This window comes from Streptomyces sp. NPDC033177 (assembly GCF_055577715.1).
In genome coordinates this window covers 159,037-182,894 of the sequence record NZ_JBVIPS010000006.1, presented here as the reverse complement: position 1 = coordinate 182,894, position 23,858 = coordinate 159,037, and the positions used below count along the sequence as shown (strand labels likewise).

The window sequence follows — 23,858 nt, the reverse complement described above, 5'->3', positions numbered from 1 at the left end:
GTGACAGGAAGCGCAGATTCTCCCGACAGCCCGTCCACCGGAAACCCGTCCTTCGGAACCCTCGTCCTCGCGGGCACGCCCATCGGGGACGTCGCGGACGCTCCGCCGCGGCTCGCCACCGAGCTGGAGTCGGCCGATGTGGTGGCCGCCGAGGACACCCGCCGGCTCCGCAGGCTCACCCAGGCGCTCGGCGTGCAGGTGGGTGGCCGGGTCGTCTCGTACTTCGAGGGCAACGAGAGCGCGCGGACGCCCGAACTGGTCGAGGCCCTGGTCGGCGGCGCGCGGGTGCTGCTCGTGACGGACGCCGGAATGCCGTCGGTGTCCGACCCCGGATACCGGCTCGTCGCCGCCGCCGTGGAGAAGGACATCCGGGTCACCGCCGTGCCGGGACCCAGCGCGGTGCTCACCGCGCTCGCCCTCTCGGGCCTCCCGGTGGACCGCTTCTGCTTCGAGGGCTTCCTGCCGCGCAAAGCGGGCGAGCGGCTCTCGCGACTGCGCGAGGTGGCCGACGACCGTCGCACTCTCGTCTACTTCGAGGCACCGCACCGGATCGACGACACCCTCGTCGCGATGGCCGAGGCGTTCGGCGACGAACGCAGGGCCGCGGTCTGCCGCGAGCTGACGAAGACGTACGAAGAGGTCAAGCGCGGTTCGTTGAAGGAACTCGCGGAGTGGGCCGCCGACGGCGTACGCGGTGAGATCACCGTCGTCGTCGAGGGAGCACCGGAGAAGAGCCCCGGTGACCTGGGCCCGGACGAGCTGGTGCGCAGGGTGCGGGTGCGAGAGGAGGCGGGGGAGCGGCGCAAGGAGGCGATCGCCGCCGTCGCGGCCGATGCGGGGCTGCCCAAGCGTGACGTGTTCGATGCCGTCGTGGCGGCAAAGAATGCGGCTCGGAGCGCCCCATCGGAAGGCAAAGGACTATCGTGAAAAGCAAAGTGCGGGCCGCGCACCGGGCCTGAAGGCTAAGGAAAGGCCAAATCGCCTTCAACTGTCGACAGGTCTGATGCTTTCGCCTCGGGAAAGGCGTCCACTGGTCAAAGGGGACGCACCCGTCCCCACGCTTCCGGCCGGGAGGAGAACCCCGGCCCGGCAGCGCTTGTCCAGCGGACAAGAGGAGCTGGCATGAGTGAGATCGCCGACACCGGTCACCCCACCACGGCGTCCGATGCGATGCGTGCGACACAAGCGACCAATACCGTTCACGAGTCTTATGCATTCGCCTGTATGCGGTGCGGGCACGGCTGGGAACAGTCCTACGAGATCGAGCATCACGTGGACGGCAAGGGCAAGGAATTCGTGGTGTACAAGGCGGACGGCCTTCAGGTGCCGTCGCCCCTGACCCGGCCGACGTGCCTGAACTGCGACGGACATGTCGTGCGGATCATGCGGGCCGGGCAGGTGTCGTCGGTCCTGGACCTGATGCAGCGGCACCACGCGCCGCGGGCGGCGGCCGGGGCGGGGAAGGCGACGGGGGACGAGTCCGGCGCCGGGGTGCCGGAGCCCCGCGAGCCCAAGCACCACCACTGGCATCTGTCGGCGCTGCTGCATCCCTTCCACCACCGCAAGGCGGGATGACGTCCCCTTCGTAGGATCGGGGGCATGCCTTCCAAGAACGCCGACCCGAAGAACGCCGACGCCAAGAACGCCGCGCCGCCGCTGCCCGAACCCCTTCGGGTGGCGGTCGCCGACTCCCACACCCACCTCGACATGCAGTCGGGGACGGTGGACGAGGGGCTCGCCAAGGCCGCGTCGGTCGGAGTGACGACGGTGGTTCAGGTGGGCTGTGACGTGGCGGGTTCGCGCTGGGCCGCGGAGACGGCCGCCGCGCACGAGAGCGTGCACGCCACTGTTGCCCTGCATCCCAACGAGGCGCCGCGCATCGTGCACGGCGACCCCGACGGCTGGTCCCGGCAGGGCGCGCGCCAGGCGGGCGGCGACGGGGCACTGGACGCCGCGCTCACCGAGATCGACCGCCTTGCCGCCCTTGCGCACGTCAAGGGCGTGGGCGAGACCGGACTCGACTACTTCCGCACCGGGCCCGAGGGCAAGGCCGCCCAGGAGCGGTCCTTCCGCGCCCACATCGAGATGGCCAAGCGGCACGGCAAGGCCCTGGTCATCCACGATCGCGAGGCGCACGAGGATGTGCTGCGGGTCCTGAAGGAGGAGGGGGCTCCGGAGCGCACCGTCTTCCACTGCTACTCGGGAGACGCGGCGATGGCCCAAGTGTGCGCGGAGAACGGCTACTTCATGTCCTTCGCCGGCAACATGACCTTCAAGAACGCGCAAGGTCTGCGGGACGCGCTGGCCGTGGCCCCCCTCGAACTGGTCCTCGTGGAGACCGACGCCCCCTTCCTCACCCCCGCCCCCTACCGCGGACGGCCTAACGCGCCGTATCTCATTCCGGTCACATTGCGGGCCATGGCCGAGGTGCGGGGGATCGACGAGGACGCCATGGCCGAGGCGATCTCGGCCAACACGGCACGCGCCTTTGATTACTGACCGATAACGCCCATACCCCGCGGTTCAGGGCAACGTCACGACACTGCGTAGTCGCGCTGCTTTGGAGAGTGACGGCTGCTCCGCTAGGTTCTGGTCCGCCTCGCCCGATCCGGACCAGAACGAGAACGCTGGAGCGTCGTCGTGAGTCATGCGCCGCAGTACGAGACGTCTTATGGGGGCGGCACGACCTATGAGCCGGAGCCGGAGTTCTTTCCCCAGCAGGCCACCGTGGTCATCCCCGACGGCGGGCGTGCCGAGGCGCGGCGGGCGGCTCGCCGGAAGAAGCCGAAGTCGAAGGCGCAGCCGAAGTCGCAGTCGAAGCCGCCGTCCAGGTCGAGGACCCAGGACGCCCCGGCTTCGTCGGAGCGGCCCGAGACGTTGCGGCGACTGTTGCCGCAGGCGCTGGTCGTCGCCTTCCTCGCGGGCGGAACCTCGGCCTTCGTCGCCGACGACAAGGCCATCGAGCTGAGCGTCGACGGCGAGACGCGCACCCTGCACACCTTCGCGGACGACGTCGGTGAGCTGCTCGAGGACGAGGGCGTGGACTTCGGCGCCCACGACATCGTGGCGCCGACCGCGAGCACGGCCCTGGCCAGCGGCGACGAGATCGCCGTCCGCTACGGCCGGCCGGTCGAGCTCACCCTCGACGGACAGCGGCGCGAGGTGTGGACGACGGCGCGCACGGTGGACGGGGCGCTGCGGCAGCTCGGGGTGCGGGCCGAGGGCGCCTATCTGTCGGCCTCGCGGAGCAAGCGGATCGACCGGGGCGGTCTTGATCTCGACGTACGGACCGAGCGCACGGTGACGATCATGGCGGACGGGCGCGAGCGGACCATCCGTACGAACGCGGCGACGGTGCGGGAGGCGGTCGAGGAGTCCGGGATCACCCTGAACGGCCAGGACACGACCTCCGTCGCGCCCGACAGCTTCCCGCGCGACGGGCAGACGGTCACCGTCATGCGGATCTCCGGGCGCAAGGAGGTGCGGGAGGAGCCGATCCCGTTCAACGTGCGGCGGACCGAGGACCCGTCCCTGTTCGTCGGTACGGAGGTCGTGGAGCGGCAGGGGCACCAGGGGTCTCGGCGGGTGACGTACGCGCTGCGGACGGTCAACGGCGTCAAGCAGAAGCCGCGGCGGCTGCGGTCGGAGATCGTGCGGGAGCCGCAGACGCAGATCGTGAAGGTGGGCACGAAGCAGCGGCCGAGTTCGGTGGCGGGGGCGGAGGGCCTGAACTGGGGCTCGCTGGCCCACTGCGAGTCGGGTGGCCGCCCGAACGCGGTGGACGCGTCGGGGACGTACGGCGGCCTGTACCAGTTCGACACCCGGACCTGGCAGGGCCTGGGCGGCTCGGGCCGCCCCCAGGACGCGTCATCGGAAGAACAGACGTTCCGCGCGAAGAAGCTGTACGTGCAGCGGGGGGCTAGTCCTTGGCCGCATTGTGGGGGGCGGTTGTAGGGGGCCCTGCGGGTCCCTGCGGGGCTGGGGCGGGGTGCGGTGTCGTCCGGCGGCCGCGTCGATGCTTCGGCGAGGGAGCGCCGGAAACCGTGCTCCGGGCAGACATACCGGCACGTCCCCTCGCGAGCGTCGCCGACCGCGGCTGTTAGGTGGTCGCTGCGGGGCAATCGGGCGGGTGGGCGGGAAAGCTCGTTCGTTCGGATGCGGGGTGAACGGGCGGGTGGGTGGGAGAGGCTTGTTCGGGCAGGGTGGCCGCGGGGCCCCGGCGGCTGGTGGGGGCCCAGGGGCCAGGACCCGTAATCTGGTGCGGTGAGCAACACTGAGCCCGGCAGCCTTCTCGGCGCCGCCGACATCCGCGAGCTGGCCGCTGCCCTGGGCGTACGCCCGACCAAGCAGCGCGGCCAGAACTTCGTCATCGACGCCAACACCGTCCGCCGCATCGTCCGCACCGCGGACGTCGGACCGGAGGACGTGGTCGTCGAGGTCGGCCCGGGGCTCGGTTCGCTGACCCTCGCACTCCTCGACACCGCGGACCACGTGACCGCGGTCGAGATCGACGACACGCTCGCGGCGGCGCTTCCGGCGACCATCGAGGCCCGCCTCCCCGCGAAGGCCGCGTCCTTCGCGCTGGTGCACAGCGACGCCATGCTCGTGCGCGAGCTGCCGGGCCCCGCCCCGACCGCGCTGGTCGCCAACCTCCCGTACAACGTGGCCGTGCCGGTCCTGCTGCACATGCTCGACACCTTCCCCAGCATCGAGCGCACGCTCGTGATGGTGCAGGCCGAGGTCGCGGACCGCCTCGCCGCCGCTCCCGGCTCGAAGGTGTACGGCGTGCCCTCCGTGAAGGCGAACTGGTACGCCGACGTGAAGCGCGCCGGTTCCATCGGGCGCAACGTCTTCTGGCCCGCCCCGAACGTCGACTCCGGTCTCGTCTCGCTCGTGCGGCGCGCCGAGCCGGTGAAGACCACCGCTTCGAAGAAGGAAGTCTTCGCCGTCGTCGACGCGGCCTTCGCCCAGCGCCGCAAGACCCTGCGGGCCGCCCTCGCCGGATGGGCGGGCTCCGCTGCCGCCGCCGAGGCCGCGCTCGTCGCCGCCGGGGTGTCGCCGCAGGCGCGCGGCGAGGCGCTGACGGTGGAGGAGTTCGCGCGGATCGCCGAGCACAAGGGCGCGGGCCTGTGAACGCCGGAGTGACCGTCCGCGTTCCCGCGAAGGTCAACGTGCAGCTCGCGGTGGGCGCCGCGCGGCCGGACGGCTTCCACGACCTCGCCAATGTCTTTCTCGCCGTCGGTCTCTACGACGAAGTCACGGTGACGCCCGCGCAAGAGCTGCGGATCACCTGCTCGGGACCCGGGTCCGATCAAGTGCCCCTCGACCGGACGAACTTGGCGGCGCGGGCCGCGGAACTGCTCGCCGCGCGGCACGGGCGTACCGCAGACGTGCACATCCACATCGCCAAGGACATCCCCGTCGCCGGCGGCATGGCCGGTGGCAGCGCGGACGGCGCGGGCGCGCTCGTGGCGTGCGACGCGCTGTGGGGAATCGAGGCATCGCGGGACGAACTGCTCGACATCTGTGCCGAGTTGGGCAGCGACGTGCCGTTCAGCCTGGTCGGCGGGGCGGCGCTCGGCACCGGGCGGGGGGAGAAGCTGGAGACCCTGGAGGTCGGCGGCACCTTCCAGTGGGTGTTCGCGGTGGCCGACGGAGGGCTCTCCACGCCCGCGGTCTACCGCGAGTTCGACCGGCTCACCCCGGACGCTCCCGCCCCGGAGGCGTCCCCCGCACTGCTCGACGCCCTGCGCGAGGGCGACGCGGGAGCCCTCGCGGGTGCCGTGACCAATGATCTTCAGCCCGCGGCGCTCTCGCTGTTCCCCTCCCTCGCCGACACCCTCGCCGCGGGGACCGGGGCGGGCGCCCTGGCCGCGCTCGTCTCCGGCTCCGGGCCCACGACGGCGTTCCTGGCCGCGGACGCGGAGTCCGCGCGACGGGTCGCCGAAGCGCTCTCGGCCTCCGGTACCTGCCGTGCTGCCCGGGTGGCCGACTCCCCGGCGCCGGGCGCGACGATCCTCCAGGGCTAAGGGCACGTAGAGGGGGCACGTACTCAGACGCCGATCTGAGTACGTGCGCGCTGATGCCGGACGTGCGGTGCGCGCGACCGTACGTACATGGGATCAAGCGTTCGTGAACTGGCCGAGAAGACGCCCACCGGGCGCGACCGGTACGTCGACCTGCTGCGGGTCGCCTCCCTTGGCACGGTCGTCATCGGTCACTGGCTGATGGCGGCGGTGACCGTCGGGGACGACGGCCGCACCGAGGTCGGCAACCTCCTCGCCGTCGTGCCCGACCTGCAACTGCTCACCTGGGCGCTGCAGATCATGCCGGTGTTCTTCTTCGTCGGCGGCTTCGCGCACGCGCTGTCGTACCGCTCCCTGAGCCGCAAGGCCCCTGAGGGCGGCGGCTCGGTCTACTCGGCGTTCTTGCGAGCACGGCTGCAGCGGCTGCTGCGGCCGACCATGGTCTTCATCGGCGTGTGGGGCATCGCCGCCCTGGCGGTCCAACTGGCGGGTGAGGGCGGCGCGTTGCTGGACGTGACGCTGCGCCTCGTCGCCCAGCCGCTGTGGTTCATCGGCATCTACCTGGCGATGGTGGCGTTCACGCCGCCGCTCCTGAGGCTGCACGAGCGGTACGGCTGGGGCGCGTTCGGGGGGCTTGTGCTCGCCGCGGGGGCGGTGGACCTGGCACGCTTCGCGTTCGGCGTCCCGTACGTGGAGTTCCTGAACTTCGCCTTCGTGTGGCTCGCCGTGCATCAGCTCGGTTTCCTGCGGGCGGACGGCAGGCTGCGGATGCCGGCGGCCATGGCCGGGGCGGGGCTCGCGGGAGCCGCGGCCCTGGTGGCCCTCGGCCCGTACCCCCTCTCCATGGTGGGCATGCCCGGCGAGCGCGTCTCGAACATGGCTCCGCCGACCTTCGCCCTGCTCTGCCACGGCATGTGGCTGGTGGGCGCGGTGGAGCTGCTTCGGGGACCCGCCACCCGGTGGCTGGCACGGCCGCGGGTGTGGCGGGGCGTGGTGGCGGCGAACGGTGTCTCGATGACGGCGTTCCTGTGGCACCTGACGGCGATGCTCGGGGTGTACGGGGTCCTGATCGCGGCGGACGTGCGGCTGCCCGAGCCCGCCACGGGGGAGTGGTGGACGCAGGTTCCGCTGCGGATGGCGGCCGCCATGGTGCTCACCGCCCTGCTGGTCGCCGCCTTCCGCCGCTTCGAGAAGCCGGTCGCGGCAGGGGAGTCGACGGGTGCGCCGGGTGCGGGCCCGGCAGCCGCCGTGGGCGTCGCGCTCTGCCTCTTCGGGGTCCTCGGCCTCTCCATGGTCGGCTTCGGGGGGACTGCTCGAAGGGCGTACGGCGATGCTCGTCGCGGTGCGGGTGACGGCGCCGGTGGCGGTGGGCATGGCCCTGGCCGGATGGCTGCTGGTCGAGCGGGCGGGCCGGGGGGTGCGAGGCGGGGCCCCAGGGGTGCGGTCCTGCTGATCCGGGGCCCCGACCGGCCCCCGGGCAGGTGGTCGCCGTCTCCGACTACGCTGGAGGTCGATCGATCCCCTTCCCTGGAGCGTTAATGGCCGTCAGCCTGGTCAATGTCGAGGCAGTCAGCAAGGTGTACGGCACCCGTGCCCTGCTCGACGGTGTCTCCCTCGGCGTGTCCGAGGGGGACCGGATCGGCGTCGTGGGGCGCAACGGAGACGGCAAGACGACCCTCATCCGGATGCTCGCCAAGCTGGAGGAGGCGGACACCGGGCGGGTCACGCACAACGGCGGGCTGCAGCTCGGCGTGCTGACCCAGCACGACTCGCTCGACCCCGAGGCCACCGTGCGGCACGAGGTCATCGGCGACCTCGCCGATCACGAGTGGGCGGGCAACGCCAAGATCCGTGACGTGCTGACCGGCCTTTTCGGCGGCCTGGACATGCCGGGCTTCCCGCAGGGCCTCGACACCGTGATCCGGCCGCTCTCCGGTGGCGAGCGGCGCCGTATCGCCCTGGCGAAGCTGCTCATCGGCGAGCCCGACCTGATCGTGCTCGACGAACCGACCAACCACCTGGACGTCGAGGGCATCGCCTGGCTCGCCGGGCACCTGCGGACGCGGCGCTCGGCGCTCGTCTGCGTCACGCACGACCGCTGGTTCCTCGACCAGGTGTGCACGCGCATGTGGGACGTACAGAGCGGGTCCGTCTTCGAGTACGAGGGCGGGTACTCCGACTACGTCTTCGCGCGCGCGGAGCGTGAGCGCATCGCGGCCACCGAGGAGACCAAGCGCAAGAACCTGATGCGCAAGGAGCTGGCCTGGCTGCGGCGCGGCGCGCCCGCGCGCACCAGCAAGCCGCGGTACCGCATCGAGGCCGCGAACGAACTCATCGCCGACGTGCCGCCGCCGCGTGACTCCAGCGAGCTGATGAAGTTCGCCACGACCCGGCTCGGCAAGACCGTCTTCGATCTTGAGGACGTGACCGTGCAGGCCGGACCCAAGGTGCTCCTCAAGCACCTGACCTGGCAGCTCGGTCCCGGTGACCGCATCGGCCTGGTCGGTGTCAACGGAGCCGGCAAGACCTCGCTCCTGCGGGCGATGGCCGAGGCACAGCGCTCCGACGGCGACGTACAGCCCGAGGCGGGGCGAGTGGTCGTCGGCAAGACCGTGAAGCTGGCCTACCTGTCGCAGGAGGTCGCCGAACTCTCCCCGACGCTGCGGGTGTTGCAGGCCGTGCAGCAGGTACGCGAGCGGGTCGACCTCGGCAAGGGCCGGGAGATGACCGCCGGGCAGCTCTGCGAGACGTTCGGGTTCAACAAGGAGAAGCAGTGGACGCCCGTCGGTGACCTTTCCGGTGGTGAGCGGCGGCGGCTCCAGCTCCTTCGTCTCCTGATGGACGAGCCGAACGTCCTCTTCCTCGACGAGCCGACGAACGACCTCGACATCGAGACCCTGACGCAGCTCGAGGACGTGCTCGACAGCTGGCCGGGGTCGATGGTCGTGATCTCCCACGACCGGTTCTTCCTGGAGCGCACCACCGACAAGGTCTTCGCGCTGCTCGGCGACGCCACGATGCGGATGCTGCCGCGCGGCATCGACGAGTACCTGGAGCGGCGCAAGCGGATGGCGGAAGCGGGCGTCCCGTCGGCGCCCCTTGCCACGTCCGCGGCGCCGTCCGCGGCCCCGCAGAAGGCGGCGGTCTCCTCCGCCGACGCACGCGCCGCGAAGAAGGAACTGCAGAAGATCGAGCGGCAGCTGGACAAGATGTCGACGAAGGAGACGTGGCTGCACGCCCAAATCGCCGATAACGCCACCGACTTCGAAAAGGTGGCCAAACTGGACGCCGAGTTGCGTGAACTCGTGAGCGAGCGCGACGAGTTGGAGATGCGCTGGCTGGAGCTCGCGGAGAGCGCGTAGAGGTCTCGTAACAGACGCATCACGGGCCGGTCCTCCCTTGGGAACAGGGGACGGACCGGTCAGTTGTGCTAGTGCCGCAGGGTGATAGAAAGGGCGGCCTGAGCACCACTTGGCGTGCCGAAAATCAGTGAAGGGGGAAGCGCTGATGACTCAGCCGCCCAACCAGCCGCCGTCCGGCGGTTTCGGAGCTCCGCAGGATCCACGGCAGGGAGCCGCGCCGCAGCCACCGGGCCAGCCACCGCAGCCACCGGGCCAGCCGCCGGCCCCGCCGTCCGGAGCCCCGCAGACCCCGCCGCCCGCGCCCCAGCCCGGCTACGGCTACCCGCAGACGCCGCCCGCGCCTCAGCCGGGTTACGGCTACCCGCAGCAGCCCGGCCCGTACAACCAGCCCGGACCGTACGGCCAGCCCACGCAGCCCGGTCAGCCTGGTCCCTACAGCCAGCCCACGCAGCCGGGCCCCTACGCCCAGCAGCCCCAGTACGGCTACCCGCAGCAGCAGTTCCCGCCCCCCGGCGTGCCCGGCACCCATCCGCCCGGCGTCGGCGGTGGCGGCGGCAAGAACCCCTTCAAGGGCAAGCCCGGTCTGATCGTGGCGGCCGTGGCCGCCGCGGCGCTCATCATCGGCGGCGTCGCCTGGGCGGTCGTCGGCGGTGACGACGGCGGCAAGAAGAAGAAGCCGGTCGCGGGCAAGAGCGACGACCCCAAGGCCAGCGGGTCCGCGCCGGTCAACCCGGGTGACGGCAGCGGTGACGGCGAGAAGCAGGAAGACCTCAACGCGGGCCGCCAACCCGGCGAGGCGAAGGTGCTCTGGTACAAGGAAGCGCCCAAGGTGCCCGGCTCCGGCGCCGACGCCAAGGGCATGTGGATCCATGGTGACGTCGCCATCAAGGCGGCGTACAAGGAGATCACCGCCTACAACGTCAAGACGGGCGACGAGGCCTGGCCGACGATCAAGTTCCCGCAGAAGATCTGCGGCACGACCCCGCAGGTCACGAAGGACAACAAGATCGTCGTCGCGTACAAGGACGGCCAGAAGGACTCCGCCAAGTGCAGTCAGGTCCGGGTCGTCGACCTGGAGACCGGCGGCAAGGGCTGGACGAAGCCGGTCAAGGAGGAGGGGCTCTTCGACTTCTCCAGCGACGTCGACCTCTCCATCACCGGTGACACGCTGATGGTCGGCCGCTCCCAGTCCGGCACGGCCCTGCGGATGAGCGACGGCAAGGAGCTCTTCGTGTCCGGGAAGAAGGACGAGGGCACCTGCTTCCCCAGCGGCTTCACCGGCGGCAAGAAGATGCTCCGCGCCCTCTCGTGCGGCGCGAGCTCGCCCACCGAGCACGACGAGCTCCAGCAGATCGACCCGAAGACCGGCAAGGCCGTGTGGACGAGGAAGTTCGAGAAGGGCTGGCGGATCGGCCGGATCTACTCCGAGAGCCCGACGATCGTCTACCTCACCAACGAGGACAAGAAGCAGTGGAACATCACCACGCTGAAGCCCAACAGCAGCGAGACCCGCTCTGAGGTCGGCGTCGACGAGGACTTCGCGCCGGAGTGCGGCGGTTCGACGTTCCTCGGCGGCAGCATCCAGGGCTGCCTCGGCGCGACGACCGACGACAAGAACCTCTACCTGCCGACCAAGGCGACCTCCGGCGCCAACGAGGTCGTGGCGATCAGCCTGGCCAACGGCAAGGAGGCCTGGCGCGTGAAGTCGCCCCTTGAGGAATCGATGCTGCCGATGAAGATCGAGGGCGGTGAGCTGATCGCCTACGTCAGCCCGTCGTACGACGCCGGCGGCCGGGTCGTCTCGATCCCGCTGTCGGGCTCGCACAAGCCGAAGACGCTCCTGAAGAACCCCGAGGGGACCTCCGAGATCGAGAGCGGCTTCTTCTCGAAGGACGTCGACTTCGTGGACGGTCGTTTCTACATCTCCACCACGCGGCTCTCGGGCAGCGCACAGGGCCAGGAGAAGCTGATGCTGGCCTACGGCAAGTGACCTTCTCCGTCGGGCAAGCGTCCGCGTTCTCTTCGTCGCTCAGTTCATCTCTCGTCCCCAAGGAATCGACGTCATGACCCAGCCGCCCCAGCCGCCCAACGAGCCCCCGCAGGGCGGGTTCGGCGCGCCGCAGGACCCGCCGCCCGGCGGGTTCGGCAAGGCCCCCGAGCCGAATAACCCGTCCTACGGCTACCCGCAGACCCCGCCGCCCGCGCAGCCTCCGACGCCGCCTGCCCAGCCGCCGACGCCGCCGCAGGGCCAGCCCAACTACGGCTACCCGCAGGCACCGCAGGCTCCCGGCACCCCGCCCCCCGGCCAGCCCCAGGGCTACGGCTACCCGGGCCAGCCGACGCAGCCGTACAACCAGCCGACGCAGCCGTACGGCCAGCAGGCCCCGTACGGCCAGCAGCCTCCGTACGGCGCCTACCAGCAGCCCGGCACGATGCCGATGGCTCCGCAGGCGGGTGTGCCCGGCGGTTCGGGCGGGTCGAAGCTCAGCGGCCAGATGAAGATCATCATCGGTGCGGTCGTCGCCATCGCCCTGATCGTCGGCGGCGGTGTCTACTACGCCTCGACGCAGAAGGAGGACACCGAGGCGAGCTCCGGGGGCTCGACCGGCGGCAAGGGCGGCGAGGACAAGAAGGGCGGCGGAGGCGAGCAGGGCCCGAGCGGTCCCGGCAAGGAGAAGGTCCCGGCCAACACCAGCGCCACCGTCTCCATGCAGCTCCCGCAGCCCGAGGTGCCCAAGGACGACGTCTGGAGCATCAAGGGCTCCTGGCTCACCGAGGACGTCTACGCCAAGGCGGGCGTCAACGAGATCGTCGGGTACAACCCGTCCGACGGCAAGGAGTTGTGGACGCTGCCGCTGAAGGGCCAGACCTGCGCGGGATCGCGCGAGGTCACCAAGGACGGCATCGTCGCGGTCGCCTACGAAGACGGCAAGCGGACCAAGAAGGCTGACCACAAGACCTGCTCGCAGATCTCCGCGGTCGACCTGAAGGACGGCAAGAAGCTCTGGACGGAGACCATCGAAGAGGGCAGCATGGACGCCCGCGTCCAGGAGGTCACCATCAGCGGCAGCACCGTCGCGGCCGGTTCCAGCGCCGGTGGCGCGGCCTTCGACCTCACGTCGGGCGACCACCTGTGGGAGCCCAACCCGGGTGACGAGTGCCAGGACGAGGGCTACGCGGGCGGCGAGCAGCTCGTCGCCGTCCAGAAGTGCGGCGACTACGGCGACGAGAAGCTGAAGGTCCAGCTCCTCAACCCCAAGAACGGCAAGGTCAAGTGGACGTACCCGGTGACACCGGGCGTCGACAACGCCAAGATCATCTCGACCCGCCCGGTCGTCTTCGGCCAGGACACCCAGGAGATCACCGCGAGCGGCGTCACGGACGCCTTCTCGATCGACGACCAGGGCAAGCTCCGCGCCAAGATCTCGCTGCCCGACGGCAAGTACGACCACGACTGCGAGGTCAACGTCGTCTACGCCTGCTCCTCGCTGACCGTCGGCAACGACAAGCTCTACGTCCCCACCCGCCAGCACGACGGCGGCGGCGACGGCTACAGCCAGACGAACGAGATCATCTCGTTCTCGCTGGCCACCGGCAAGACCACGGGTGACCGTGCCGACGCGGGCGAGAACGGCGAGATGTTCCCGATCCGCATGGACGGCGGCAACATCCTGGCCTACAAGGACGCCGGTTACGACAAGGGCGCCCAGGTCGTCTCCCTCAACGGCAAGACGATGAAGGAGACCAAGCTCCTGGAGACCCCCGCGGCCGAGTCCGTCGGCAGCGCCATCAGCGGCATGGTCCCGAAATCGAACGAACTCCTTTACGCCGACGGCAGGCTGTACCTCGGCAAGGAACTGATCAGCAAGCCGTACTCGAAGGACGAGAAGGAGTACACGGCCCTGGGCTTCGTCGCTCAGTAAGCCCTCTGACCTCCGAGTACACGCCGGACGGCCCCGTTCCTGAAAAGGAGCGGGGCCGTTCTGTGCACGCGTGTGCGCCATTCCGTACGCACGTACTCCCTCTCACTCGAATATGGCCGGGATTTCGGCATTCCGGGCCGCTTATCGCCGGGAGGGGGCGCGCAGCGTCGAACAAGCGTGTAGCTTCCGGGGGATGAGTGGGCGTGGGGCCGGGGGGCCCTCGATCCGTGGGGGTTCCGTGGGGGAAAGTGGGGGGCTGCTCGATGGGTGTGCGACTCATGGTGGTCGACGACCACCGACTGCTCGCGGAGGCACTCGCCTCGGCGTTGAAACTGCGCGGGCACCGGGTGCTCGCCGCGGCCGCGCCCGCGGCCGGGGCGGCGGAGCTGGTCATCAGCCGGGCACCCGAGGTCTGCCTGCTCGGCACGGCGACACCCGCGGAGACCGGCATGTTCGATCCGGTCGTGAAGATCAAGCGGGAGCGGCCGCAGGTGGCCGTGGTGGTGCTCGGCCCGGTGCCGAGCCCGCGCGGCATCGCCGCGGCCTTCGCCGCGGGTGCTTCCGGGTACGTACGGCATGACGAGCGCATCGAGGGTGTCGAGCGCGCCATCATGAAGGCGAGAGCCGGCGAGGCGGCCGTCGCCCCGCAGTTGCTCCAGGGCGCGTTCAGCGAGCTGCTCAATCCGGCCGCGCAGCCCGACGACGAGGGGCAGCGGCTGCTGCAGATGCTCACGCCGCGCGAGGTCGAGGTCCTGGTGCGGGTCGCGGACGGCGAGGACACCCGCCTCATCGCCGCCGGAATGGGGATCGCGCCCAGCACGGCGCGCACGCACGTGCAGCGCGTCCTGATGAAGCTGGGCGTCGGCTCCCGCCTGGAGGCGGCGGCGCTCGCCGCGCGGACGGGCCTGCTCGACCGTGCGGAACGGCCCGTCGCGGCCTACTCGCAGGACACGGAGACGCCGACGGGGCCCGAGCCACCGGAACGGTGAACTCGGGCCCCGTCTGCGGGTGTTACTTGTCTTCTTCCGCCGCCTCGGTGGGCGGCGGAGTGGGCCGCAGCCAGAGCCAGGCGAGGAAGAAGAGCCCGAGCGCCAGCATGGCCAGGCCCGTCCACAGGTTGATGTTGATGTCCTCGGCCTTCTTCATGTCGGCGTCGGACGGGGAGATTCCGGCGATCGTCACGATGATTCCGTAGACGACGAACAGACCGCCGATGATCCGCCGGATGTCGAAGAGACGGGCCGCCGTGGCGGACTTGCGCTCCAGTGCGGAGACTTCGTTTCGCAGTTCAGACATGTTCTTACGGACCTCCGATCGGGATTAGAGCGAGTAGGGCAGGTAGCAGAGCGCGGCGAGCACAATCGCTCCCCAGCCGAGCAGCGCGGGCTTGCGGTACCAGGCATCGTCGCCCTCGGCCGGCGGCTCGTCGAGGTCCGGGGCGGTCGTCCCGTAGACCAGACCGGCCAGTTCGGCCTCCGGCTTGGGGGCGGTGAACAGGGTGACCGCGACCATCACCACGGCGCCCGCGACGAAGCCGACGATCGCCGAGACGAAGTTGGCGCCCTGGTCGGTCGGGATGTCGATGACGCCTTGCTTGTAGATCCAGAAGTAGTTGACCATCGCGGCGGTCGTGCCCGCGAGCAGGCCCCAGACACCGGACTTCATGGAGGCGCGCTTCCAGAACATGCCGATGATGAAGACCACGAACATCGGGACGTTGAAGAAGGAGAACAGCGTCTGCAGGTACCCCATGATGTTCGAGAACGACGAGGCGATGAAGGCCGTTCCGATCGAGGCCAGGACGCCGATCGCGGTGATCAGACGGCCGAACTTCAGGTAGTAGCCGTCCTCGCGGTCCTTGACCACGTACTTCGCCCAGATGTCGTACGTGAAGACGGTGTTGAAGGACGACACGTTCGCCGCCATGCCCGCCATGAACGCCGCGAGCAGACCGGTCACCGCGATGCCGAGCACGCCGTTGGGCAGCAACTCCTGCATCAGGTAAGGGATCGCGTCGTTGTACGTCAGGTCCGACCCCGCGGTGCCGATCTTCGGCACGAGCACGGCCGCGACCAGGCCCGGGATCATCACCAGGAAGACGATGAAGATCTTCGGGAAGGCGGCGATCAGCGGGGTGCGCTGGGCGGCGGAGAGGTTCTTCGCGGACAGGGCGCGCTGCACCTCGGCGAAGTTGGTCGTCCAGTAGCCGAAGGAGAGCACGAAGCCGAGGCCGAGGATGATCGTCAGCCAGTTCGCGCCCAGCGGGTTGGCGTCACCGATGCCGGTGCCGCCCCACGCACTCATGAAATCGGCGCCGTGCGACTTCTCGATCGAGCCGCTCAGACCGTCCCAGCCGCCGACCTTCTTCAGGCCGATGACGCAGATGGGTATCAGCGCGGCCAGGATCACGAAGAACTGGAGGACCTCGTTGTAGATCGCCGAGGAGAGGCCGCCGATCGTGATGTACGCCAGGACGAAGAACCCGGCGACCACGATGGCCACCCACTGCGGCCAGCCCAGGAGCGCCTCGACGACGATCGAGAGGGCGTAGAGGTTCACGCCCGCGATGAGGATCGCGGCGAAGGCGAAGAGCACCGAGCTGAGCAGATGTGCCGACTTGTCGAAGCGCTGGAGCAGGTACTCGGGGACCGAGCGGACCTTGCTGCGGTAGTAGAACGGCATCATCACGAGGCCGAGGAAGACCATCGCGGGGATGGCGCCGATCCAGTACCAGTGGACGACCGCGACGCCGTACTGGGCGCCGGTCGCCGCCATGCCCAGGATCTCGGTGGCACCGAGGTTCGCGGCGACGAACGCGAGGCCGGTGACCCAGGCGGGCAGTGAGCGGCCCGAGAGGAAGAAGTCGAGGCTGGTCTTCACGGAGCGGCGGGCGGCGAAGCCGATGCCGAGGACCACGATGAAGTAGATCGCGAGGATCGCGTAGTCGAGGCCGTTGGTGGGCAGCCGAAGCCCCTCGGCCAGGGTCTGTGTGGGGGACTGCATGGGGAACTCGCTTCGTTGCGCGAACTGAATCAGACCGGAACCTACGCTTCTCGCTTCAAGAACTGAAGACTTCTGTTGGTGTTCTTTGTTGGATTGTGATCGGACGCATAGGTAACGCCCAGGTGGGCCTGATTCGCGCCCCGCTCCAGCCGCGCCATTGACGATGCTGTTGGCTTGTGATTTGTTATGTGCGGTTATGTTGGATGGGTGTTGGTGAGGAGCCCCGGACGTGAAGAAGACCTCGACCCGTCTCGCCGACGGTCGTGAGCTCATCTACTACGACTCGCGCGACGACGCGGTGCGCGAGGCCGTGGACCGCAGGCCCCTGGACCCCATCTCCACCACATCGGAGATCCGCCGGGACCCGCTCCTCGGTGACGCGGTCGCCATCGCCTCGCACCGCCAGGGCCGCACCTATCACCCGCCGGCCGACGAGTGCCCGCTCTGCCCCTCCGAGGGAGAGCGGCTGAGCGAGGTCCCCGACTCCTCGTACGACGTGGTGGTCTTCGAGAACCGCTTCCCCTCGCTCGCCGGGGACGCGGGACGCTGCGAGGTCGTCTGCTTCACCTCCGACCACGACTCGTCCTTCGCCGACCTCACCGAGGACCAGGCCCGCCTCGTCCTGGACGCCTGGACGGACCGGACCGCCGAGCTCTCACACCTCCCCTCCGTCGAGCAGGTGTTCTGCTTCGAGAACCGCGGGGCCGAGATCGGCGTGACCCTGGGCCACCCGCACGGGCAGATCTACGCCTATCCCTTCGTCACCCCGCGTACGTCCCTGATGCTGAGGTCGCTCGCCGCGCACAAGGAGGCGACCGGCCACAACCTCTTCGACGACGTGGTGGAAGAGGAGCGGGCGGGCAAGCGTGTGGTCCTGGAGACCGAGCACTGGGTGGCGTTCGTCCCGTACGCCGCGCACTGGCCGTACGAGGTGCACCTCTACCCCAAGCGCCGGGTGCCGGACCTGCTCGGGCTCGACGAAGCCTCGCGCACAGAGTTTCCCCAGGTCTATCTGGAACTGTTGAGGCGCTTCGACCGGATCTTCGGCGAAGGTGAACGGTCCACGCCGTACATCGCGGCGTGGCACCAGGCGCCCTTCGGCACTCTGGAGGGACATGACGGTGTCAACCGGGACGACTTCGCCCTGCACCTCGAGCTTTTCACCATTCGCCGCACTTCGGGCAAGCTGAAGTTTCTCGCGGGTTCCGAATCCGGCATGAGCGTGTTCATCAACGACGTGCCGCCGGAAGCCGCGGCCCAGCGACTGCGAGAGGTAGCGAGTTCATGAGCGGTAAGTACCTGGTCACCGGCGGGGCGGGCTATGTGGGAAGCGTGGTGGCCCAGCATCTGATCGAGGCCGGGCACGAGGTGACCGTCCTGGACAACCTCTCCACGGGCTTCCGCGAGGGCGTCCCGGCCGACGCGACGTTCATCGAGGGCGACATCCGGGATGCCGCCAAGTGGCTGGACTCCTCCTTCGACGCCGTGTTGCACTTCGCAGCCTTCTCGCAGGTCGGCGAGTCCGTCGTGAAGCCCGAGAAGTACTGGGACAACAACGTCGGCGGCACGATGGCGCTGCTCGCCGCGATGCGCGACGCGGGCGTGCGAAGGCTGGTCTTCTCCTCCACGGCGGCGACGTACGGCGAGCCGGTCAGCACCCCCATCACGGAGGCCGACCCGACCGCCCCAACCTCTCCCTACGGCGCGTCGAAGCTCGCCGTCGACCACATGATCACGGGCGAGGCGGTGGCCCACGGCCTGGCCGCGGTGTCGCTGCGCTACTTCAACGTGGCGGGCGCGTACGGGGCGTCCTCGAATGTCATGTTCGGCGAGCGCCACGACCCCGAGTCGCACCTCATCCCCCTCGTCCTCCAGGTCGCCCAGGGCAAGCGCGAGGCGATCTCCGTCTTCGGTGACGACTACCCGACCCCGGACGGCACCTGCGTCCGCGACTACATCCACGTCGCGGACCTCGCCCAGGCGCACCTCCTCGCCGTGCAGGCCGCCACCTCCGGCGAGCACCTGATCTGCAACCTCGGCAACGGCAACGGCTTCTCCGTGCGCGAGGTCATCGAGACCGTCCGCGAGGTCACCGGCCACCCGATCCCCGAGGTCATGGCCCCGCGCCGCGGCGGCGACCCGGCGATCCTCGTCGCCTCCGCCGCCACCGCGCGCGAGAAGCTCGGCTGGAACCCGTCCCGCGCGGACCTCGCGGGCATCGTCGCGGACGCGTGGGCGTTCGCTCAGCGGTAATTGGGGACAAGGGGTAACTGATGGACGTAGCGGGGCAGTTCGCCGATCTGTACGGGTACGCGGCGGACGGGGTCTGGTCGGCTCCCGGCCGGGTCAACCTCATCGGCGAGTACACGGACTTCAACGAGGGCTTCGTGATGCCGCTCGCGCTGCCGCACACGGCGGTGGCGGCGGTGGCGCGCCGCACGGACGGTGTCCTGCGCCTGCACTCGGCGGACATCGACGCCCCGGTCACCGAACTGCGGGTCGACGACCTGACCCCCCTGTCGAAATACGGGCAGGGCGGCTGGGCCGCCTACCCGGCGGGCGTGGTGTGGGCCCTGCGGGACGCGGGCCATGACGTGTCCGGCGGCGCGGACATCCACCTCGCGTCGACCGTGCCGACCGGAGCGGGCCTGTCCTCGTCCGCCGCACTGGAGGTCGTCACGGCACTCGCCCTGAACGACCTGTACGAACTGGGCCTGCCCGGACCCGAGTTGGCGGTCCTGGCCCAGCGCGCAGAGAACGCCTTCGTGGGCGTGCCCTGTGGAGTGATGGACCAGATGGCGTCCGCGTGCTGCGAGGCGGGCCACGCCCTGCACCTGGACTGCCGGGACCTGTCGATACGTCAGGTGCCCTTCGACCTGGCGGCACACGGCCTGCAGCTCCTGGTGGTCGACACGCGGGTCAAGCACGAACTGGGCGACGGCGCGTACGCGGAACGACGGGCGGGCTGCGAGGAGGGCGCACGCATCCTGGGCGTCACCCACCTGCGGGACGTCCCGTACGCGGAACTCCCCGCCGCCCTGGCCAAGTTTCCGGACGACCGGATCCGCCGCTACGTCCGCCACGTCGTCTCGGACGACCACCGGGTGGAGCAGGTCATCGGCCTGCTCGACGCGGGGGAGGTGCGGGCGATCGGCCCCGTACTGACCGAGGGCCATCTGTCCCTGCGGGATGACCTCCGCATCTCCTGCGAGGAGTTGGACCTGGTGGTGACCTCCGCGAACGCGGCAGGCGCACTGGGCTCCCGGATGACGGGCGGCGGCTTCGGCGGCTCGGCGATCGTCCTGGTGGAGGAGGCCGACGCGGAACCGGTGACGAAGTCGATCCTGGACGCGTTCACCACGGCGGGCCACACGACCCCGAGGGTGTTCCCGGCGGTGCCTTCGGCTGGGGCGCGGCGGGAGGTCTGATCGGCTCGCGCGGGCGGCGGTCGCTGCGGTGAGTGACGTACGGGCAGGCAGGGCCGAAGGCACAAGCCCGGCCTGTCACCCGTTGTGATGACGATCATCGGAGCCGGCCGCTACCGTTGTGGTGCAGGCCGAGAATCCCGTCCATGGGAGGAACCATGACCGCCGAGCCGATCGCAGCGCCCGAGCCCGAGCCGGAGCAGGGCTGTCGCTGGCCGGTGCCGCCGCAGGACGGGTACACCGTGGACGACCTGTTCACTCTGCCCGGCCTCCCGCCGCACACCGAGCTGATCGACGGGAGCCTGGTCTTTGTGAGTCCGCAGCGGTATTTCCACAGCAAGATGATCGATCTTTTGATGGCCGGTCTGCGTCGCACTGTCCCCGGGGCCCTCAAGGCCGTACGGGAGATGACGGTCGTCCTGGACTCGCGCAACGGCCCCGAGCCCGACGTCAGCCTCGTCCGGGCCGAGGCCGTCACCGGTATGGAGCAGACGAGATTCGCGGCCGCCGATGTCCTGCTCGCGATCGAGGTCGTCTCGCCCGATTCGGAGGCCCGTGACCGGGACACCAAGCCCCGCAAGTACGCCGCCGCGGGGATCCCGAACTTCTGGCTGGTCGAGATGACGGACGCGAACCAGCACCCCGTGGTGCGGATCTACGAACTCGATCCGCTGTCCAAGACATACGCGCTCACCGGCATCCACCACGACCGGCTCAAGACCTCCGTTCCGTACGACATCGACGTCGACATCAGTGTCGAGGCGCTCAAGGAGCTGTGAGGGGCAGTTTCTTCGTCAGGGTGAACTCCTTTGCGCCCTCCGGGTAGTCGGGGATCACCGAGACCACCTCGTAGCCCTGGCCGCGGTAGAAGCCCGGGGCCTGGAAGTCCCAGGTTTCCACTCGGGAGTTGACGCATTCGCGTTCCTCGCGGGCGATGCGTTCCGCTTCGGCCAGGAGGCCCGCGCCGAGGCCCGCGCCCTGGTGCCGGTCGCTGACCCAGAGATAGTTCACGTGGAGCCAGCGGCCCCAGGTGTGTCCGGCGAGGCCGCCGACGAGGCCTTCGGTCTGTTCCATGAGCCAGACGGCCAGCGGTATTTCGCGGTCCTGCGGGGTGCCGCGCAGGGAGCGGATCACGGGGGAGGCCGCGGAGTTCGCGTCCTCAAGACCGGCGAGGAGCAGAGCGAACCGCTCTTTGTCGACTCCTGTCTCCATACGAAACATACGGCTCACCCTAAACGCGCTGGCCAGTCAGTTCTGTAAATTACCTTCCGCTCCTGCTGTGCGGCCCTACTCTGAGTGGCAGTGCCGGTGGGGGCCGGCACCGATCAGGGGGCGAGGCAGTCGGGTACGGCACCCGGCGTGGGGGTGGCGGTCACAGCTCGGCGGCGGCCGTGCGACTGCGGCGACCCCCGTTCCGGGTGTCGTGCCCGCACCGTACGTCCTCCGACGTCATTTGTGACGGGGGTATCCCCTGCTCTTCGAGGAGAGCTTGGGGGAGGGGGTTTCAGTGGTTCGTATCCGAGTCCTGGTCGTCGACGACCATCGCATCTTCGCCGAGTCGCTCGCGGCGGCACTGGCGGCGGAGCCTGACGTCGACGTGTCCGCGGCGGGCAGCGGCCCGGCCGCACTGCGCTGCCTGGAGCGGGCGATAGCCGAGGGGCGCAGATACGACGTGTTGCTCGTCGACGCCGATCTGGGCGCGTCCGCGAGCGCCATGCAGGGTGTCCGCCCCGCGCCTTCCGTGCAGGATGGCAACGCGGACGGCCTGGTGGACGGCATCTCCCTGGTGGCCGGGGTCCGTTCGGGCCAGCCGATGGTCCGCACCGTCGTGCTCGCCGAGAAGGACGACCCCCGCAGGGCCGCCCTCGCGCTGCAGGCCGGCGCCTCGGGCTGGGTCGCCAAGGACTGCTCGCTCTCCCGGCTCCTCACGGTCATACGGGGAGTGCTGCGGGAGGAGACCCATCTGCCGCCCGCGCTGCTCACCGGCGTCCTGCGCGAGCTGACCGCCGCCCGGAAGCACCGCACGGAATCCGAGCGCCTGGTGGAGTCGCTGACCCCGCGCGAGCGGGAGGTCCTTCGCTGCATGGTGGCGGGCCTGGGCAGGAAGGCCGTGGCCGAGCGTCTCTTCCTCTCCCCGCACACGGTGCGTACGCACATGCAGAACGTGCTGGGAAAGCTGGGTGTCCACTCCACGCTCGCGGCCGTGGCGCTTGCGCGCAGGGCAGGGGTCGGTCCGGTCGACCTAGCCGGGGATGTTGTCGAACGGGGCGGTCAACTGGCGTAGCAGCCCGGCGAGTTCGCCGCGCTGTCCGCGTGAGAGCTCGGCGAGGATCGCCCGCTCCTGCTTGAGGAGTCCGGCGAGGGCCTGGTCCGCGCGGTCCTGCCCTTCCTCGGTCAGCCGCACGAGCACGCCCCGCCGGTCACTCGGATCGGGCAGCCGCTCGACGAGGCCCTTCTTGGCGAGCCGGTCGATGCGGTTGGTCATCGTGCCGGACGTGACCAGGGTCTGGGTGAGGAGCTGGCCGGGGGAGAGCTGATAGGGCGCGCCCGCACGCCGCAGCGATGTCAGCACGTCGAACTCCCAGGGCTCCAGATTGTGCTCGGAGAACGCGAGCCTGCGGGCCCTGTCGAGATGCCGCGCGAGCCTGCTGACGCGACTGAGCACCTCGAGTGGTTCCACGTCGAGGTCGGGGCGCTCCCGGCGCCATGCTGCAACCAGACGGTCGACCTCGTCCTCCATGACGATCAGTGTAGGGGGTCTGTCGACGTGAAGTCTCTTGACGTCAAGATACTTCGGGGTTGAGTATGGCGGAACGGCGTCCGTACGCAGCTTTACGAAGTCGTGCGGAGCAGAGCTTCAGCGGCCACGTACGACGTCGAGGTCCGCGAATCGAGGAGGTCCCGCTCCATGCCCACAGCCCCCGCTCCCACCTGGGACCCCGGCCAGTACCTGCGCCACGCGGGGCACCGCGCCCGCCCCTTCGTGGACCTGCTGGCCCGCATCCCCGAACTCCCCGCCACCGGCAGCCGCCCGCCGCGCGTCGCGGACCTGGGCTGCGGCCCCGGCAACGTCACCCGCCTCCTCGCCGAACGCTGGCCCGCGGCGCACATCACGGGCTTCGACAACTCCCCCCAGATGCTGGAGCAGGCCGAGCGCCTGGCGGGCCCCACGTCCGGCGGCGGCCACCTCGACTTCGCCGCGGCGGACGCAAGCGACTGGGCGCCGCCCGAGGGGACGTACGACCTGATCCTGTCCAACGCGACCCTGCAGTGGGTCCCCGGCCACCCCGACTCCTTCCCCGCCTGGACCGCGGCCCTGACCCCCGGCGGCACCTTCGCCTTCCAGGTTCCCGGCAACTTCGACGCCCCCAGCCACGTACTGATGCGGGAGCTGAGCGAGTCCGAGCGGTGGCGGGACCGGCTCGGCGGGCGGCTGCGGCACGCGGACGCGGTGCTCACACCGACGGCCTACCTGGAGCGGCTGGTGGCGCTCGGCTGCGAGGCGGACGTCTGGGAGACGACGTACCTGCATCTCCTTGAGGGCGAGGACCCGGTCCTCGACTGGGTGAAGGGAACGGGCCTGCGGCCGGTCCTCACGGCACTGGAGGAGGACCCGGAGGCCAGGGAGGCATTTCTCGCCGAGTACCGCGAGCTGCTGCGCAAGGCGTACCCGGCGGGGACCGGCGGCACCGTCTTCCCCTTCCGGAGGGTCTTCGGGGTGGCCCGGAAGGGCGGGGCCTGATGCTGGTGGCCATCGACCACGTACAACTGGCTGCGCCACCCGGCAGCGAGCCCGAGCTGCGGGTCTTCTACGGCGATGTGCTCGGCATGACGGAGATCCCCAAGCCACCGGCGCTGGCCGCGCGGGGCGGCTGCTGGTTCCAGGCGGGTAAAGGGACAGGGGCCGTGCAGCTGCACCTCGGCATCGAGTCCGACTTCCGCCCGGCCCGAAAGGCGCACCCAGCGCTGCGGGTACGGGACATCGCCGCGTACGCGGAACACCTCGCCTCGCGGGGTGTCCCCGTGACCTGGGATGACGCCCTGCCGGGACACCTGCGCTGCTACGCCGACGACCCGGTGGGCAACCGCCTGGAATTCCTCGAACCGGAGCAGCCGTAG

At 70.0% G+C, this 23,858-nt stretch carries 21 protein-coding genes and 1 pseudogene; 18 read left to right on the top strand and 4 right to left on the bottom strand.

The genetic code is table 11. From position 1 onward, the window contains the following. The 11 genes and pseudogenes from rsmI (at position 1) to ACZ5U5_RS21765 (ending at position 14,300) form a co-directional block, all read left to right on the top strand. A complete protein-coding gene (gene rsmI / locus ACZ5U5_RS21815; RefSeq protein WP_469024115.1) occupies positions 1-927 on the top strand; it encodes a 16S rRNA (cytidine(1402)-2'-O)-methyltransferase in 927 nt (308 codons plus the stop codon). A 195-nt stretch (positions 928-1,122) separates the two neighbouring features. Next, positions 1,123-1,575, top strand: a complete 453-nt coding sequence (locus ACZ5U5_RS21810; protein ID WP_469024112.1) for a hypothetical protein — start codon at positions 1,123-1,125, stop codon at positions 1,573-1,575. Positions 1,576-1,599: 24 nt separating this feature from the next. After that, positions 1,600-2,499, top strand: coding sequence for a TatD family hydrolase (locus ACZ5U5_RS21805; RefSeq protein ID WP_469024109.1), 900 nt, complete (start codon positions 1,600-1,602; stop codon positions 2,497-2,499). Between the two features lie 141 nt (positions 2,500-2,640). Further along, entirely contained in the window at positions 2,641-3,954 is a 1,314-nt protein-coding gene (locus tag ACZ5U5_RS21800) for a ubiquitin-like domain-containing protein (protein ID WP_469024106.1), read from the top strand. Positions 3,955-4,263: 309 nt separating this feature from the next. Continuing rightward, positions 4,264-5,133, top strand: a complete 870-nt coding sequence (gene rsmA / locus ACZ5U5_RS21795; protein ID WP_469024103.1) for a 16S rRNA (adenine(1518)-N(6)/adenine(1519)-N(6))-dimethyltransferase RsmA — start codon at positions 4,264-4,266, stop codon at positions 5,131-5,133. Then, positions 5,130-6,029, top strand: coding sequence for a 4-(cytidine 5'-diphospho)-2-C-methyl-D-erythritol kinase (locus tag ACZ5U5_RS21790; RefSeq protein WP_469024100.1), 900 nt, complete (start codon positions 5,130-5,132; stop codon positions 6,027-6,029). The genes rsmA and ACZ5U5_RS21790 overlap by 4 nt, the downstream gene beginning before the upstream one ends. Before the next feature lie 87 nt (positions 6,030-6,116). Next, positions 6,117-7,479, top strand: a pseudogene (locus ACZ5U5_RS21785) (acyltransferase family protein). A gap of 85 nt (positions 7,480-7,564) precedes the next feature. Continuing rightward, entirely contained in the window at positions 7,565-9,388 is a 1,824-nt protein-coding gene (locus tag ACZ5U5_RS21780) for an ABC-F family ATP-binding cassette domain-containing protein (protein ID WP_469024098.1), read from the top strand. 145 nt (positions 9,389-9,533) lie between these two features. Further along, positions 9,534-11,378, top strand: a complete 1,845-nt coding sequence (locus ACZ5U5_RS21775) for an outer membrane protein assembly factor BamB family protein (RefSeq protein WP_469024095.1) — start codon at positions 9,534-9,536, stop codon at positions 11,376-11,378. Between the two features lie 73 nt (positions 11,379-11,451). Further along, complete coding sequence (locus ACZ5U5_RS21770) at positions 11,452-13,311, top strand: outer membrane protein assembly factor BamB family protein (protein ID WP_469024092.1); 1,860 nt, start codon at positions 11,452-11,454, stop codon at positions 13,309-13,311. Positions 13,312-13,574: 263 nt separating this feature from the next. Continuing rightward, positions 13,575-14,300, top strand: a complete 726-nt coding sequence (locus tag ACZ5U5_RS21765) for a helix-turn-helix transcriptional regulator (RefSeq protein ID WP_469024090.1) — start codon at positions 13,575-13,577, stop codon at positions 14,298-14,300. Positions 14,301-14,322: 22 nt separating this feature from the next. Here the strand turns inward: ACZ5U5_RS21765 and ACZ5U5_RS21760 are convergent, their stop codons facing one another. Both ACZ5U5_RS21760 and ACZ5U5_RS21755 read right to left on the bottom strand, forming a co-directional pair. Continuing rightward, positions 14,323-14,607: a hypothetical protein gene (locus ACZ5U5_RS21760; RefSeq protein WP_469024088.1), complete on the bottom strand. Its 285-nt coding sequence runs from the start codon at positions 14,605-14,607 to the stop codon at positions 14,323-14,325. A 24-nt stretch (positions 14,608-14,631) separates the two neighbouring features. Then, positions 14,632-16,314, bottom strand: a complete 1,683-nt coding sequence (locus ACZ5U5_RS21755) for a sodium:solute symporter family protein (protein WP_469024085.1) — start codon at positions 16,312-16,314, stop codon at positions 14,632-14,634. A gap of 229 nt (positions 16,315-16,543) precedes the next feature. On the opposite strand from ACZ5U5_RS21755, the gene galT reads away from it, so the two are divergent. The 4 genes from galT (at position 16,544) to ACZ5U5_RS21735 (ending at position 20,518) form a co-directional block, all read left to right on the top strand. Continuing rightward, on the top strand, positions 16,544-17,602 hold the full coding sequence (galT, locus tag ACZ5U5_RS21750) for a galactose-1-phosphate uridylyltransferase (RefSeq protein WP_469024082.1): 1,059 nt from the start codon (positions 16,544-16,546) through the stop codon (positions 17,600-17,602). Next, positions 17,599-18,567 (top strand): UDP-glucose 4-epimerase GalE, encoded by a 969-nt coding sequence (gene galE / locus ACZ5U5_RS21745; RefSeq protein ID WP_469024079.1) that lies wholly within the window; start codon positions 17,599-17,601, stop codon positions 18,565-18,567. The genes galT and galE overlap by 4 nt, the downstream gene beginning before the upstream one ends. Positions 18,568-18,587: 20 nt before the next feature. Further along, positions 18,588-19,742: a galactokinase gene (gene galK, locus ACZ5U5_RS21740; RefSeq protein WP_469024076.1), complete on the top strand. Its 1,155-nt coding sequence runs from the start codon at positions 18,588-18,590 to the stop codon at positions 19,740-19,742. 155 nt (positions 19,743-19,897) lie between these two features. Then, positions 19,898-20,518: a Uma2 family endonuclease gene (locus tag ACZ5U5_RS21735; RefSeq protein WP_469024981.1), complete on the top strand. Its 621-nt coding sequence runs from the start codon at positions 19,898-19,900 to the stop codon at positions 20,516-20,518. On the opposite strand, the gene ACZ5U5_RS21730 is transcribed toward ACZ5U5_RS21735, so the two are convergent. Next, positions 20,505-20,960 (bottom strand): GNAT family N-acetyltransferase, encoded by a 456-nt coding sequence (locus ACZ5U5_RS21730; RefSeq protein WP_469024074.1) that lies wholly within the window; start codon positions 20,958-20,960, stop codon positions 20,505-20,507. The two genes, ACZ5U5_RS21735 and ACZ5U5_RS21730, sit on opposite strands and share 14 nt — an antisense overlap. Positions 20,961-21,246: 286 nt before the next feature. Here ACZ5U5_RS21730 and ACZ5U5_RS21725 point away from each other — a divergent pair, with 286 nt between their 5' ends. Beyond that, a complete protein-coding gene (locus tag ACZ5U5_RS21725; protein ID WP_361832528.1) occupies positions 21,247-22,023 on the top strand; it encodes a response regulator transcription factor in 777 nt (258 codons plus the stop codon). Here ACZ5U5_RS21725 and ACZ5U5_RS21720 read toward each other — a convergent pair. Beyond that, positions 21,982-22,479, bottom strand: a complete 498-nt coding sequence (locus ACZ5U5_RS21720; RefSeq protein ID WP_160505514.1) for a MarR family winged helix-turn-helix transcriptional regulator — start codon at positions 22,477-22,479, stop codon at positions 21,982-21,984. The two genes, ACZ5U5_RS21725 and ACZ5U5_RS21720, sit on opposite strands and share 42 nt — an antisense overlap. Before the next feature lie 168 nt (positions 22,480-22,647). Here ACZ5U5_RS21720 and ACZ5U5_RS21715 point away from each other — a divergent pair, with 168 nt between their 5' ends. Together ACZ5U5_RS21715 and ACZ5U5_RS21710 are read left to right on the top strand one after the other, a co-directional pair. Then, a complete protein-coding gene (locus ACZ5U5_RS21715; RefSeq protein WP_469024070.1) occupies positions 22,648-23,481 on the top strand; it encodes a trans-aconitate 2-methyltransferase in 834 nt (277 codons plus the stop codon). Beyond that, entirely contained in the window at positions 23,481-23,858 is a 378-nt protein-coding gene (locus tag ACZ5U5_RS21710) for a VOC family protein (RefSeq protein ID WP_469024067.1), read from the top strand. The genes ACZ5U5_RS21715 and ACZ5U5_RS21710 overlap by 1 nt, the downstream gene beginning before the upstream one ends.